Annotated in this window: 14 protein-coding genes; 6 read left to right on the top strand and 8 right to left on the bottom strand. The window is 63.8% G+C overall.

Annotated features, from left to right (window positions below):
* The first annotated feature begins 46 nt into the window (after positions 1-46).
* Positions 47-1,282, top strand: coding sequence for an NADH:flavin oxidoreductase/NADH oxidase family protein (locus tag P5W98_RS26320; protein WP_421027685.1), 1,236 nt, complete (start codon positions 47-49; stop codon positions 1,280-1,282).
* Positions 1,283-1,333: 51 nt separating this feature from the next.
* Here P5W98_RS26320 and P5W98_RS26315 read toward each other — a convergent pair whose 3' ends face one another.
* The 3 genes from P5W98_RS26315 to P5W98_RS26305 all read right to left on the bottom strand — a co-directional run bounded on the left by P5W98_RS26315 (position 1,334) and on the right by P5W98_RS26305 (position 4,379).
* The gene (locus tag P5W98_RS26315; RefSeq protein WP_421042745.1) at positions 1,334-2,956 is read right to left on the bottom strand and encodes an AAA family ATPase; all 1,623 of its coding nucleotides are present in this window, start codon (positions 2,954-2,956) and stop codon (positions 1,334-1,336) included.
* Positions 2,957-3,007: 51 nt separating this feature from the next.
* Positions 3,008-3,685, bottom strand: coding sequence for an alpha/beta hydrolase (locus P5W98_RS26310; RefSeq protein ID WP_421027683.1), 678 nt, complete (start codon positions 3,683-3,685; stop codon positions 3,008-3,010).
* A 124-nt stretch (positions 3,686-3,809) separates the two neighbouring features.
* Entirely contained in the window at positions 3,810-4,379 is a 570-nt protein-coding gene (locus P5W98_RS26305; protein ID WP_421027682.1) for a helix-turn-helix domain-containing protein, read from the bottom strand.
* Positions 4,380-4,415: 36 nt separating this feature from the next.
* On the opposite strand from P5W98_RS26305, the gene P5W98_RS26300 reads away from it, so the two are divergent.
* The 3 genes from P5W98_RS26300 (at position 4,416) to P5W98_RS26290 (ending at position 6,387) form a co-directional block, all read left to right on the top strand.
* The gene (locus P5W98_RS26300; protein WP_421027681.1) at positions 4,416-4,931 is read left to right on the top strand and encodes a GNAT family N-acetyltransferase; all 516 of its coding nucleotides are present in this window, start codon (positions 4,416-4,418) and stop codon (positions 4,929-4,931) included.
* Between the two features lie 95 nt (positions 4,932-5,026).
* Positions 5,027-5,503: a carboxymuconolactone decarboxylase family protein gene (locus tag P5W98_RS26295; protein ID WP_421027680.1), complete on the top strand. Its 477-nt coding sequence runs from the start codon at positions 5,027-5,029 to the stop codon at positions 5,501-5,503.
* On the top strand, positions 5,500-6,387 hold the full coding sequence (locus P5W98_RS26290; protein ID WP_421027679.1) for a sigma-70 family RNA polymerase sigma factor: 888 nt from the start codon (positions 5,500-5,502) through the stop codon (positions 6,385-6,387). Before P5W98_RS26295 ends, P5W98_RS26290 begins: the two co-directional genes overlap by 4 nt.
* A gap of 18 nt (positions 6,388-6,405) precedes the next feature.
* On the opposite strand, the gene P5W98_RS26285 is transcribed toward P5W98_RS26290, so the two are convergent.
* A complete protein-coding gene (locus P5W98_RS26285; protein WP_035525651.1) occupies positions 6,406-7,341 on the bottom strand; it encodes a LysR family transcriptional regulator in 936 nt (311 codons plus the stop codon).
* A gap of 270 nt (positions 7,342-7,611) precedes the next feature.
* Between P5W98_RS26285 and P5W98_RS26280 the strand changes: the two genes are divergently transcribed.
* Positions 7,612-8,661, top strand: a complete 1,050-nt coding sequence (locus P5W98_RS26280; protein WP_421027678.1) for a GSU2403 family nucleotidyltransferase fold protein — start codon at positions 7,612-7,614, stop codon at positions 8,659-8,661.
* A 235-nt stretch (positions 8,662-8,896) separates the two neighbouring features.
* Positions 8,897-10,159 carry a cation:proton antiporter gene (locus tag P5W98_RS26275; RefSeq protein WP_421027677.1) on the top strand — a complete coding sequence of 421 codons (1,263 nt, stop codon included), beginning with the start codon at positions 8,897-8,899 and terminating at the stop codon, positions 10,157-10,159.
* Here the strand turns inward: P5W98_RS26275 and P5W98_RS26270 are convergent.
* The 4 genes from P5W98_RS26270 to hutC all read right to left on the bottom strand — a co-directional run bounded on the left by P5W98_RS26270 (position 10,059) and on the right by hutC (position 14,384).
* Positions 10,059-10,871 carry a thiamine pyrophosphate-dependent enzyme gene (locus P5W98_RS26270; RefSeq protein WP_421027676.1) on the bottom strand — a complete coding sequence of 271 codons (813 nt, stop codon included), beginning with the start codon at positions 10,869-10,871 and terminating at the stop codon, positions 10,059-10,061. The genes P5W98_RS26275 and P5W98_RS26270 overlap by 101 nt on opposite strands.
* A gap of 255 nt (positions 10,872-11,126) precedes the next feature.
* The gene (locus P5W98_RS26265; RefSeq protein WP_421027675.1) at positions 11,127-12,506 is read right to left on the bottom strand and encodes an FAD-binding oxidoreductase; all 1,380 of its coding nucleotides are present in this window, start codon (positions 12,504-12,506) and stop codon (positions 11,127-11,129) included.
* Between the two features lie 66 nt (positions 12,507-12,572).
* Positions 12,573-13,550 carry an isopenicillin N synthase family dioxygenase gene (locus P5W98_RS26260; protein ID WP_421027674.1) on the bottom strand — a complete coding sequence of 326 codons (978 nt, stop codon included), beginning with the start codon at positions 13,548-13,550 and terminating at the stop codon, positions 12,573-12,575.
* 57 nt (positions 13,551-13,607) lie between these two features.
* Positions 13,608-14,384: a histidine utilization repressor gene (gene hutC, locus P5W98_RS26255; RefSeq protein ID WP_421028034.1), complete on the bottom strand. Its 777-nt coding sequence runs from the start codon at positions 14,382-14,384 to the stop codon at positions 13,608-13,610.
* Positions 14,385-14,386: the final 2 nt, after the last annotated feature.

Raw genomic sequence — 14,386 nt, 5'->3', positions numbered from 1 at the left:
TTGAAACTTAGTATATGCCAGTCACCCATGCTGAAAAGGTCAATCGATGGCTGCTTCACTGTTCGCTCCGCTCGCGCTGCCCAACGGCGGCACCCTGCCCAATCGCATTGCCAAGGCCGCGATGGAAGAAAATCTCGCCGACGCCGGCCAGCTTCCGGGCGCGGCGCTATGGCGTCTCTACGAGGCCTGGGGCGCGGGCGGCGCGGGCTTGCTGATCACCGGCAACGTGATGATCGACGGCCGCGCGCTGACCGGTCCGGGCGGCGTCGTGCTGGAGCGGGGCACGCCGCTGGAGCCATTCAGGCGCTGGGCGGCCGGCGCGCGCAAGCACGGCGCGCGGATCTGGATGCAGATCAATCATCCCGGGCGGCAGGTCATCGCGGCGATGGGGCGCGATGCGTGGGCGCCTTCGGCCGTGCCGGTCGATCTCGGGAAGCACAGCAAACTGTTCGCGCAGCCGCGCGCGATGACCGAAGCGAACATTCACGAGGTGATCGAACGCTTCGCGAATACCGCGCAAGCCGCACAGCAAGCTGGCTTCGACGGCGTGCAGATCCACGCCGCGCACGGCTATCTGCTGTCGCAGTTTCTTTCGCCGCTCACCAACCGGCGCGACGACGCCTGGGGCGGCGCGCTCGAAAACCGCGCAAGGCTGCTGCTGGAGGTCGTGCGGGCGGTGCGCGCGCGCGTTGGCGCGTCGTTCGCCGTGGCGATCAAACTCAATTCCGCCGACTTCCAGCGCGGCGGATTTTCCGAAGCGGACGCGCGGCAGATCGTGCTATGGCTCAACCTCGAGGCCGTCGATCTGGTCGAGCTCTCAGGTGGCAGCTACGAAAGCCCCGCAATGCAGGGGCGCACCGCGGACGGCCGCACGCTCGCGCGCGAGGCGTATTTCCTGAGCTTCGCCCAGGAGATTGCAGCGGTCGCACGCATGCCGGTCATGACCACAGGCGGCATTCGCCGGAAAGCGGTGGCCGAGGCCGTGCTTGCGGAAGGCGTGGCCGTGGTCGGCATGGCGAGCGCGCTCGCTTGCGTGCCGGATCTGCCCAGGCGCTGGCGCGACGGGCAAGCCGTCGATGCGCCGCTGGCCGTGGTCGACTGGCGGGACAAGGCCGTGGCCGGGCTCGCGACCATGGCGCTCGCCAAGCGCCGGCTGCGCGTCATCGCAGCAGGCAGACGGCCGGGGCGCAGCTATTCGCCGCTCTACAGCCTCGTGATCGATCAGCTTCGCACGCGCAAGCTGACCGCGCGATATCTGCAGTGGCGGCAGGCCCGCGCTTGACTCCGCTTGAATCCACTGAACCGCGCTCGACGACGTTCGACGACGCAAGGCTCAGGCGTGCCCGCGAAAGCTCGCGCACAACCGGAATGCGTCCTCCGAAACGGGAATCCCTTTGGCCTTGCAATAGCGCGTGACGAGCTTCAACAACTCCTTGATGTCGCGGCCGCTCGCGTTCGGATACGTCTGCGTGAGCGTCTCGATCACGTCATCGCCGAGCGCCGCGCCGAACTGTTCCGAAAGCACTTTCCAGAGGCGGACCGCGTCGGCTTTCGGCGGTGTTTCGTAGTGAATCGTCGCGATGCAGCGCGAGAGAATCGCATCGTCGACATCGTCGATGCGATTGGTGGTCATGAACAGCAGCCCGTTGAAATACTCGAGCGTGCGCAGGAACTCCGCGACGATCGCGTTGTGTTCGAGATCATTGTCGCGCCTGCGGATATAGACGTCGGCTTCGTCGAGCAGAAGAACGGCGTCCCAGCGCATCGCACGCCGCAAAATGGTCGAGAGTGCCGCGCCCACCGAAGCCGCCGTGGTTCCGAGCTGCCCCGAATGCACGCGATAGAGCGGCTTGCCGACCACTTCCGCATAAACCTCGGCAGTCAGCGTCTTGCCGAGGCCCGGCGCACCCTGGCAGAGTATCGTCGTGCCGCCCGACTTGCCCGGCACGACGTCCTGCACGAACATGTTCATGTTCGACGTGAGAATGTCGATCAGATCGTGATGGTGGGCCGGCAACACCAGCTTGTCGCGCAACTCGGGCTGGTAGCGATACGCCTCCATGTGCTGCACGTGCACCCAGATATCGCGATGCCATTCCAGGTGGAACAGGTGAACATAGCCGTGCAGCGGAATTCTTTCGAAACCTGCGGCAATGCCGGCGCCGCGCCAGAATTCAGGATCGCAAATCATTTCGAAGCGGCGCTCGAGCCGCTCCTCGTCGTTCACGCACTTGGCGACGACGCCGTCGACGATGCGCGTCAGCTCCACCGCGCCTTTCTCGTTCACCGTGAACGCAGCCTTCGTCACGACGAACTGCGCGCCAAAGCGGCGCTGAAACTCAAGAAAGCGCTGCGCGTGCTGCTCGTATTCGGATTTGAACTCCGCGCATTCCTTGTAGAAGCCAAACTCGGCCAGCAGCTCGGGAATCGTGCGATTGACGATATCGTGGCGATTGATCACGAGTGAGGTGGTCATGCCCGAGCGGCGTTTGTGATAGTCGGTCAGCTCCGAATTGGCCGACACCATCGTATTGGCCAGCATGTCGACCACCACATAAGGCGCACCCTGCTCCGGCTCCATGTAGCGAATCCGGTGCACGAGCCACGGCAGCAGCGTGCCGTCCTTGTTGCGCTGGTAAAGCCAGCCATCGATGGCGTCGCGAGACAGGTACGCGACGAGGCCCGGCACCAGCTGATCCAATGCGGGAATGACGCGCGCCTGCGGCGCGTTGTAGATATTGTCGAGCGCCAGCATCTGAAACATCAGCATGCGTTCGTTCTGCGTCTTGCTCAACGCGTAGAGCGTATTGAGCGAACGCGCGTCGAACAGCTTGCTCGACACGATCATGTTGCCGTGGCACACGCCGTGCTCCTTGAGCCGCATGGCGAGCAGCGATTCGGTCTCGATCATCCCGAGCAACGGATGAATCAGCGATTCCGGTATTTCAAAATCCATGTGCAAGACCCCCGTTCATTGCCGCCGCCATTGCGGCAGCGGACTCGCGCGTCATTTCAGGAAGAATTCGATTGCCATGCTGACGATGGGCGGATGAACCACGTGCACGCCATTGAATTCGATGTACTGAACATCGTATCCGGCTGCGCGCAGTCTTGCGGCATTGGCGCGGCCGCTCGTTTCGATCGGCAGCTGCTCGTCGACAAGACCGTGAGCGATGAACACCTTCGGCGCGCCTTCCTGCATGAAAATCGACATGAAGCCGCCGGAAAACGCGATCACGTGGCTCACGACATCGCCATTCGTCACGCCGATCGAAAGCGCGTAACTCGCGCCATCCGAAAATCCCGCGAACGCGAGGCGGCCCGGATCGATGCGGTAGCGCGACGAAACCTGCGTGAGCGCCTCGCGCAGCCGCTCAAGATCGGGGCCGTTGCCGCCAATCACAATGTCCCACGTCGGGTAAGTCGAATGCGGCGCGAGGACCAGAAACTTGTGCTGGCACGCATGCTCCTCGATAAAAGGCAACACCTTCTCCGGAAAGCCGCCCGCGCCATGAAACATCACGAAGAGCGCAACGGGCGCATCGTCATCGAGGCCCGGCGGCACGAACAATACGGCGTCGCGCTCATCGGCGAGCCCGAGATGATGGCGGCCCGGCGGCAACCGGCCCTGGGTCGGCTCGGCGTGAGCAAAGGACAGGCGACCGAACAGCGAGGGATCGAACATGACGGACCTGAAGGTGGATGCGGATCGCCGCCGAGATCGCCCCGGCTGTTGTTGGATGTTGCGGCTATTGTGATATATCATATATCACAACGCGATACAAAAGGAAGGAATTCCAGTCCCGCAATCAGCCCTTCTGAAAAACGATCACGGCATACCGGCACAAGTGCGCGCTTTCGTTCTTGAATACGCAATCGCCGGGCGGTCCCAGATCGAGGCAATCCCCCGCGCCCAGGTCATGGCGCTCGCCCGCTTCGATAAAGACCAGATTGCCCGCCAGCACCCAGATCAATTGCCGCGTGTGCAAATAGGCGGAAGCCGGCATCGGAATCTCCGCACCCGGCGGCAAATCGATTTCCACGAGATTGAGCGGTGCCGCCGACTTCGGCGACAGGTGACGCCGTACATACCCGCTTTGCGGATCGATCCACATCGGCTGATCCGCCGCGCGCAAGAGGCGGCCCTCTTCCAGTTCCGCGAGCGCCAGCAGCGCCGACATGCTCATGCCGAACGCCCCTGCCAGCTTCGCGAGCAGCGACGCCGTCGGGCTGCTCTCGCCGCGCTCGATCTTGTGGATCATGGCGCGCGAGACGCCGGATCGGGCCGCGAGGTCGGTGAGCGACCAGCCGCGCCCCTCGCGCTCGCCTCGAATGCGCGTGCCGATGCGTTGATCTATGTTGTCTAATATCGTGTACACTTGTTCCATTATAGTAGATTCAACGAAGAGGCGGCCATGAACATTCGCAACGCGGGACCCGAGGACATCGACGGTATCACGGCGATCTATAACGACGCCGTGCTGAACACGACCGCGATCTGGAACGACACCGTGGTCGATGCAGCCAACCGCACGGCATGGCTCGCCGAGCGGCGCAAGGCCGGCTACCCGGTGCTGGTCGCTGTCGACGCTCAGCAGTCGGTGCTCGGCTATGCCTCGTTCGGCGACTGGCGCGCCTTCGACGGCTATCGGCATACGGTCGAGCACTCGGTCTACGTGCGCAACGACCAGCGCGGGCGCGGCATCGGCGTGGCGCTCATGGAAGCGTTGATCGGCCGGGCGCGCGCGATCGGCAAGCACGTGATGGTGGCCGGCATCGAGGCGAACAATGCGGGCTCTATCGCGTTGCACGAGAAGCTCGGGTTCGAGCACGTGGGGCATATGAAGGAGGTGGGCATGAAGTTCGGCGCGTGGCTCGATCTGGCATTCATGCAACTCAGGCTCGACACGCGGCCAACGCCAGGGGGGTGATGCGCCCCGCCCGCCAAAATTTTTTCGCCCCGATGTCACACACGGGCCAGGCTCGCTCGTCATGTCAATGGAACCCAACGAAAGGAGATGGAACCATGACTGCCAAGCTCGACCCGTTCGCCGCCGCCCCCGCTCAAATGAAGTCCTGGATGGGCGCCTCGCTGGCCATTGCCGGCAGCCTCGACCGCAGCCTCGTCGCGCTCGTGGAGATCCGCACCTCGCAAATCAACGCCTGCGCCAATTGCATTAACATGCACACGGCCCATGCGCGCGAGGCAGGCGAGACCGAGCAACGCATCTACCTGCTCTCGGCCTGGCGCGAGGCGCCCTGCTACAGCGAGCGCGAACGCGCGGCGCTTGCGTGGACCGAGGCGCTCACGCGTATTTCCGAAGGCCATGATGCAATCGAGCGCGCCCGCACCGCGCTCAACGACCACTTCACTCAGGAAGAACAGGTGAAACTCACGCTGGTGATCAACGTGATCAATGGCTGGAATCGGCTCGCAGTCGGCTTCGGCCTGTGGGTCGATCCGGCGGCGGCGAAAGCCATGGCAACCCGGGCCGCCGCATGACGGATACCGGCCTGACCGCCCCTGAAAACCCGGGGGACGCCGGCGACGCCGCAGCGAGCTTCGATCCGCTGCGGCGCAAACTTATCCGCGTGGCGTACCGCATGCTCGGCTCCGTGGCCGACGCCGAGGACATCGTGCAGGACGCGTTCATCCGCTGGATGATGCAGGTCGATCGCACGGAGGTGCGCGTGCCCGAGGCCTTCCTGCGCCGCATGGTGATGCGCATGTGCCTCGATCAGCTCAAGTCCGCGCGGCATCAGCGCGAAACCTATGTGGGTCCGTGGCTGCCCGAGCCGGTCGTCGAAGAGGACGATCAGGACGACGTCACGCTGCCGCTGATGCTCGCGCTGGAGAGGCTCTCGCCGCTCGAGCGCGCGGCGTTCCTGCTGCACGACGTGTTCGGCCTCGACTTCGACGAAGTCGCCGCCACGATTCAGCGCGAGCGGGCCGCGTGCCGCCAGCTCGCGGCGCGGGCGCGCACCCATGTGCGCGAGTCGCGCCCGCGTTTTCACGTGGAGAAGGCGCGCGGCCTGGAATTGGCGGAGGCATTTTTCGCCGCGTCGCGCAGCGGCGACATGAGCGCGCTCGGCGCCATGCTGGCCACCGACGTGAGCCTGCATGCGGATGGCGGCGGCAAGCGCTCCGCAGCGCCCAAGCCGCTGTTCGGCTTCGGGTCGGTGATGAAAGTGCACGCGCATCTGGCGGAGCTGTTCCGCAAGAACGGCTCGACACTCGTGCGCGCGGGTTTCATCAACGGGCTGCCCGGCTTCGTCACGCTAGAAGCCGATGGGGAGTTGCAGACGACCGCGCTGGAAATCGAGAACGGCAAGATCGCCGCCATTTACGTCATGCGCAATCCGGACAAGCTGCGGCATCTGCACTGACCATTGGCGACATCGGCCTCAAGCAGACGGCTCCTGCCAGTAGCCCTCGCGCGCGTAGAGCCCCGCGAAGAAGTCCAGAAACGCGCGCACCTTCGGCGAGACGGTTTTGCGGGGCGGATAAACGCCCCACACACCCGGCGTCGCGGTGGAGGTGCGCGCCTCCCAGCCGGGCAGCAGGCGCACGAGCTTGCCCTCGCGCAGCGCTCCGCCCGCGGCCCACTCGGGCAGCAGCGCGACGCCCATGCCGGCCAGCGCGAGCGAGAGCACGGCTTCGGTGTCGTCGACGCGCAAGCGTCCGCCGAGCTTCACCGTGACCTCGCCCGAACTGCTGCGGCCCGAGGGGCTCACGATGACCCACTTGTCCTCGGCGGTCAGCGGAAAGCGGATGGCCTCGTGCGAGGCGAGTTCCGCGGGCGTGGCGGGATGCCCGCGCCGCGACAGGTACTCGGGGCTCGCGCAGACGATGCGCCGGTGCGTGGCGAGCTGCTTTGCCATCAGCTGCGAGTCGGGAAGCACGCCGATGCGCACGGCCACGTCGATGCCGGCCTCGATGATGTTCACGATCTCGTCGGTCAGGATCGCGTCGACGCTGATCTTGGGGTAGCGCGCCATGAATTCGGGCAAATGGCGGATCACGTGCCTGCGCCCGAACGACGTGGGCATGGTGACGCGCAGCACACCCTGCGGCGCGCTATTGAGCGACGAAGCGGCCTCGCGCGCCTCGTCGAGGCTTTGCATCACGCGCAGCGCGCGCTCGCGAAAGACGCGCCCGCCCTCGGTCAGCGTGAGGCCGCGCGTCGAGCGATTGAACAGCGAGACGCCAAGATCGGCTTCGAGTTCGGAGATATAGCGCGAGACCGTGGACGTTTTAACCTCGATCCGCTCGGCCGCCTTGCTGAAGCTGCCCAGCTCCGCGGACTGAAGAAATGCCCGAATCGCCAAAAAATAATCGATTACCACCTTGCCGCGCCTCCGCCCTGTTCCTGGCTGTTCCCGCCGTGTTCTTTTGACCCGGAGATCGGCCCCGCGCCGTTGATGCGCATTCTACCCGCCGAACGCCCGCGCCAATTGCGGCACCATTGATGTCGGGATTCATGGCCGGCATGGACGCCCCCCCTTGCACCGCTGGCGCACGGCTTTCAGTAATTTCCGAAAAATTACTGAAATCTCCGCCCATCCATAATTTCAGTAAAATATAAAAAATTACTGAAAACGGCTCCAGACATGCTCGGCTCACCGCTTTACCAACGTCACGACCAGGCTTTTTGCGCGCAGCTTGCGAACGTCGAGCAGGCGGCCGCCACACAGGACACCGTGCTCATCGGCGCGCCGGGGACGATACTCGAGCACAAGCGCAGGGGCCTCGTCTACTACGCCCGCCAGTTCATGAACCCCGAGGGCAAGAAGCAGGAAGAAAGCCTTGGCGGCCCGCAAGGCGACGCCGAGGTGGAAGCGCGCGTGGCGGCGATGCGCGAGCGCATCGTGCAAAGCAAGGATCTCGTGAACCGCATTCGCGAACTCGCGAAGCTCGGCTTCCAGATCGCCGATAACAAGACTTGCGCCACGATGGGCGTGCTCTACAACCACGGCCTGTTCCAGGCCGGCGCGGTGCTCATCGGCTCACATGCCTATGCGGTGCTGCTCAATAGCCTCGGCATCAAGTCGCTCGCCTACGAAACCGAAGACGTCGATATTGCCCGCGCACGGCAACTGGCGTTGCAGCACGTGCCCACGGGCGGCCTGCTCGCGATCCTCAAAGAGACCGGCATCGCCTTCGTGGAGGTGCCGCCGATGACGCGCGGCGCGCCATCGACCTCGTTCAAGCAGGCCGGCGCGACGCGTTTTCATGTCGATCTGCTCGTGCCTTCGGAAGACGACTCGTTCCCGATCGTCGCGGTGCCCGAACTGGATGCGCACGCAACTGGATTGCCTTACCTCGCCTATCTGCTCGGCAAGTCGCAGATGGGCACGCTCATTTCGCGGCACGGCGCGGTTCCGGTGCGCGTGCCGGACCCGGCGCGTTTTGCGATTCACAAGCTGCTGGTGTCGCGCTTGCGCACGAGCATGCTCGTCAAATCGCAGAAAGACGTGCATCAGGCTTGCGTGCTCCTCGCCATGCTCGGCGAGCACCGCAGCGGCGATATCGAAGATGCATGCGCCGACCTGCCCGATTCGGCCCGCGCGCCTGTGCGCCGCGCACTGCCTGAAGTGCGGCGTCTGCTCGAGGCGCACGAGGGAGCGCTGGAGGAGTTTGAAGCGGCTATGGGTGGGTAAGCGGGGGAAAGCGATTGTGCTGCTGGGCACGCCTGCGCCCATGAGATCGCTCGCCGCAAGTCAGCACGTCACGGCAGCGGCAAATGCCGGAGCGCCGAGCGGCACAAGTGCTTGACTTGAATCAAGCGATGCTCCGGCGAGCTGAGCGTGAATGGTGCACAGGGCCACCGTGTTCGCACGCGGGGCTCACATCCAGTCGACCACGACGCGGTGCACCGCACGCAGGAGCCGATCGATGATCATCATCGCTGCCTTTATAGCGACTGTCTTTCTGTACAGTCTGTTATCCCGGCGCCTCGAGCGAACGGTTCTCACTGCCCCGATCGTCTTTGCCGCTGCTGGTGCGCTGATGCACTTCTCTCGCGAAGCGCTTCACGAACTCACGATCGGCCGCCACGATCTGCTGATGATGGCCGAGCTGGGCCTCGTGATGACCTTGTTCACCGACGCTTCACGGGTTCGTCTGTCGATGCTCAAGGGCGAGGCCAATCTGCCTTCGCGCCTGCTCAGCGTGGGCATGCTGCTCACCATTGCGCTAGGCATGATTGGCGCCAGGCTCGTCTTTCCGGCGCTGAGCTGGCCGGAGGCGGGCATTCTTGCATCGATCCTCGCACCGACCGACGCGGGCCTCGGTCAAATCATCGTGAACAGCCCGCTTGTTCCCGCGCGAATCCGCCAGGCATTGAACGTGGAAGCGGGACTCAACGACGGACTCTCCGTGCCATTTCTCATGTTTTTCATTGCCCTGGCCGAGGCGAGCGAAATGGGTCGACGCGGCGCGGTCCTCGCGCATTTCATGCTCGAGCAGTTGGGTTACGGCACGTTGATCGGTCTAGGCATCGGGCTCGCCGGCGGCTGGCTGCTCAGTCTCGCACAGCGCCGGCAATGGACGTCCAATCCAGCCGCGCAGCTGGGCGTGGTCACCCTGCCCTTTGCATGCGTGGTCGCGGCGGAAAGCACCGGCGCAAGCATGTTCATCGCAGCCTTCGTTGCAGGGCTCGCCACCCAGGCTGCTTTCCACGACGTCGGCAAGCACAGCGTCGAGTTCACCGAAGAGTGGGGGCAACTGTTCAACTACTTCGTCTTTTTCCTGTTCGCCCTGCTGGTTACCGGCGTCGTGCCGCAGTTCGGCTTCGCGGTGGTGGGCTACGGCGTGCTTAGCCTGACGTTGATCCGCATGGTGCCGGTGGCCATCGCGCTGCGCGGCACCCATCTGAGCCGCCCGACCACTTTGTTCATGGGCTGGTTCGGCCCGCGAGGGCTCGCGTCCATCGTTCTCGGGCTCGTCTATCTCGAAGGCGAAAAAGGCTTGCCTGGCGAGTCGACGATCAAACTCGCGGTCATGGCCACGGTCCTGCTCAGCATCGTCGCTCATGGGCTCTCGGCGCTTCCATCGATTAGCCGGTATGCGAAATCGATCGCCGCTCTCGGCGATTACGCGCCGGAGCACGCGGGCACCGAAGCCGAAGCAGACCGGGTGAGCGGCAACGGCGGATAAGCCGCTCGCGCGCGGCAAGCTTTGCGCCCACCGCAGCCGGCAAGCCGTAGCCCAACGTGCCGTAACCTGTCGACGAGTTGAACCACGAGCGCGGCGCCGCAGCATCGTGCACGAAGTTGCCCGCATAAACCGGGCTAGTCGAGTCGCCGGCGATGATCACACCGGGCAGCGCACTGGCGATCGTGTCGACCAATTGCTTCTGCGAGCGCGTCAGCGCATCGTAAGACGCCAGCACGGCGCGCCGCCCTTCCGCGACGCGCGCCGCGCCCCAGTTGGACTGACGTGCGGGCACGGGCAGTTCATGCAGCCGCTTCGACAGGCTGCTCAGCGCCTGCTGCGCATCGCCGGCAATCGCGACGTCTGCGCGGAAGTTGCGCATCCGCTGCTGCGCGTCGATGTCGATGCGGATCAGTCGGCCCTTGATACCAAAGCCCCGGTCGAAGACGACGTCATAGTCGGTCTCGCCCAGCTCCGTGCCGACCGCGAGCACGACATCGGCATCGCGCACCATCGCCCGCATCGGCGGCAACGACTGAGTCGACCCGATCAGGAGCGGATGACCGCACGGCAGCAGGCCCTTTGCGTTGTTGGTGAGCGTGACGGGCGCCTGCAAGCGTTCAGCGAGTTCGCGCAACTCGACCGCCGCATGCACCGCCCCGCCGCCTGCAAGAATGAGTGGCTGGCGCGCGGCGGCGAGCAAATCCGCAGCCATGGCGAGAGCGTCCGCGCTGGCTGCCGGGTTAGCCGGCGATACGGCTGGCACTCTGCTCGGTTTCAGGATCGGATCGCGATTGACTGTGACTACAATGGCTTTGCTTTGTGCGAGGTGGAAGGCGATGGGATCGCTAAAGCGATGGGTGGGAAGTCGATTGCTTGCATGCGGAACTTTCTGGGAGTTCACATGGACCTTTACGCCACGGCTTGCTTGTGGCGACCGCAAGCGCCGCAATACGTACCTGATGTTTTTTCACGGAAACAGCTTTCCCGGATTCAGAATCCCGTTGGGATCGAGTGCGTGCTTGATCGCCCGCATGCACCCAAGCTCCGTCTCGCTACGCGTGTAGCCCAGAAATGCGCGTTTGTGCAAGCCGATGCCGTGTTCGGCCGAAACCGATCCATGAAACGCCCTGACGAGATCGTAGACGGCGCTTTCGACCGCGTCGGGCGATACGCCCGGGATCGAGCGTCCATCTACGGTAACGTGGAGATTAGAGTCGCCGACGTGGCCGAAGAAGAACAATCGGCTGGCCGGCCAGTGGGATTCGAATTTGGCACGGCAGATGTCGACGAAATTGCCGATGTCCCCGATCGGAATGCTGATGTCGAAATTGATGGGGGTGAGCTTGACGGGAAATTCCGATGTTGCCTCACGTATTCCCCACAACGACCGAGCTTGTGATTCGGATTGCGCAATAATGGCGTCGAGTAATAAGCCGGATTCGAGATGGTTCGCCAGCGTTTGCGCGAGACTGTCGTGCCGGTCGTCGGCATAGGATGTATGCTCGATCAGCGCGTAGAGCGGGTACGCGCTTGAAAACGGCGCATGCTGGTTTCGGGACAGGGAAACGCCCAATTCGAAGAAGTCCGGCCACATCAGCTCAAACGCGCTGAGTTCCTTGCCAAGGCGCGCTCTGAGCGCTCGCAACAGCGCGATGACACTCTCGTATCCGGAAAGCGCACAAAGCGCGGTGTGTCGTGCGGCCGGGCGAGGGGCGAGTCGCAACACGGCTCGTGTGATGATGCCGAGCGTGCCTTCCGAACCAACGAACAGATGCCGCAAATCATAGCCGGTATTATTCTTGATCATCTTTCCCATGGCGCTCAGCACGCTGCCGTCTGCGAGCACGACCTCGAGTCCCAGCACCTGATCTCGAGCGGTTCCCGATTGAATGACGCGGATGCCGCCTGCGTTCGTCGCAAGGTTGCCGCCTATTTGACACGAACCACGTGCACCGAGATCGAGCTGGAACTCGAAATTTTCGGCCTCGGCGGCTTCCTGAATCGCCTGCAGCGTGGTGCCCGCCTGCACAGTCATGGTGGCCGCGCAACGGTCTATTTCTTCGATTCCGGCCATTCTCTCCAGCGAAATGCAAATGTCGCGCGACGTCGGCACGGCGCCCCCCGAGAGGCCCGTCAATCCACCCTGAGGCACGACACTTTGCCCGGCCGCATTGCAAAGCCGCAGCGCGGCGGCAACCTCTTGTGTATTCCGTGGCAACACGACCGCAAGCGGGGCTTGTGGAGACTTCGCGCTCCAGTCGCCACGGTAGCGGCTCGCGATGTCATCGCCGGTTCGCACCGCGTCCGCGCCAAGCGCGTCTTTGAGCGCGTTCAGTATCGTTTCCATGAGGGGCGTGTCGAGTTCGATTTTGGAGTGAAGCGCATTGCCTGCGTACCGGCTTGCGGTTCCCGCTCAGCGGGACGCCTGCTGCAAATTCTTTCGGTATCCCATCGACGCATTGATGCGGCCGAGAATGTAGTCGCCGGCAGCGACGGGTTCATACTTTGCGTCCGCATCGCCGACGCCCAGGCCGCGCGGGTCCACCACCGCACAATAGTCGGGATCGTAGAACGTTGCGATCGAATAGCGCTCGCGTCCCGAGCGATTGATCACGCGATGCATCGTCGAGCGAAAGCGATCGTTCGACCAGCGCGCGAGCAGGTCGCCGACGTTAATCACGAGGGTGCCTTCGATCGGCGGTGCGTCGACCCAGCTGTTCGAGCCGAGCTCGCGTACCTGCAGGCCGCCGACGTTGTCTTGCCACAGCAGCGTGATGCAGCCGTAGTCGGTGTGCGGCGCGACGCCGAACTGATCGGCTTCAGACTGCGGGTCCTGGTCCGGATAGTAGACCATTTGCGTACGTTGCAGGCGTTTGGTGTACTTATCCACGAAAAAGTCCTCGCCTATACCGAGGCTCAGCGCGACCACCCGCAGAAGATCCGAGCCGCACGCGCCGAGCGCCTCGTAGTAGTCGTAGAGGGCAGGACGCAACTCCGGCATGAACGCGGGCCAGTTGTTCGGACCACGCAACGCTTCGCCCGCGAGCACGGTTGGATCGTCTTCCGGCAGTTCCAGACCGATGGAGAAGAACTCCTTGAAGTCCGGACGCGTTGCCTGGTACATCGTCGCGTCGCCCAGCGCATTGAAGCCGCGATGCCGGTGATTGACCGCCGCCTGCCGTTTGACCTCCAGTGGGTGCGCAAAAAATGCGCGCGCCGCCGCCTGGGCACGCTCAATGATTTCAGCCGGCACGCCATGGTTCCGGATATAGAAAAAACCGCTGGTTGTGCAGGCCCGGAAGATTTCACGCGCGACCTGTTGTGTGACTTCGCGGTCGCGATTGCGCACACCCTGCATGTCGATCAGAGGAATGTAGGCGGTATCAGTCATTGCTATTCTCTTGTCAAGGTTCTAGTCGATAGGCCGGCCGGATACACGCGACGCGAGTCATCCCTGCTGCGGTGCGACACCGGGCGAGAAGCGGCAGCCGAGCCGATAACGCGAGCCAGGATGCACGAAGCGCGCGAACGTGACCGCCCGGCCGTTGGTCCACGTGCGCCGCACAAGCGTCAGGCAAGGCTCGCGATCGGGGATTTCCAGCATTGCCGCTTCGCTGGGCGTCGCCAGCGCCGCATCGACAATGTGCTCGATCTCGTCGAGCGGCACCGTGTCGTACAGATACTCGGAAGGCCGCCGCACGCTGAAGTCCTGCGTGAGAAAATCCGGTGCGAGGTCGGGATTCACGTAACGTTCTTCCAGTTGCACCGGCAGGCCATTCTCGCGATGCACGCAAATGACGTGAAAAACAGAAGCGCCCGGCATTAGCCCGAGCGCGGTGGATACCAGCATGGGTGCTGTTTCGCGCGCCTGAAGCAGGATGGAAAAACTGTACGCATGGCCACGCGAACGGATCTCGTCGCCGATGTGCGCGATCGTCAATAGCGTCGACAGCGGCTTGGTCTCGGCGACGAACGTGCCGATGCCCGATTGCCGCGTGAGCACCCCTTCGTCGGATAGCTCGCGCAACGCGCGATTGATCGTCATCCGCGAGACGCCGAGCGTTTCGACCAGCGCAAGTTCCGACGGTATCCGGTCGCCCGTCCTCCATGCACCCGAGTCGATGCTGTCGCGCACGTACATCTTGACCTGCTCGTAGCGCGCGAGGTCCGAGCGCGAAGCCGCTACGGCGCGCGGTGTCCCGGTGTCGTGCACAAGTTTGGCGATCT

This window comes from Paraburkholderia sp. A1BS-2L (genome assembly GCF_051125205.1).
GTDB lineage: Bacteria > Pseudomonadota > Gammaproteobacteria > Burkholderiales > Burkholderiaceae > Paraburkholderia.
This window is presented reverse-complemented; position numbering and strand designations above follow the sequence as displayed.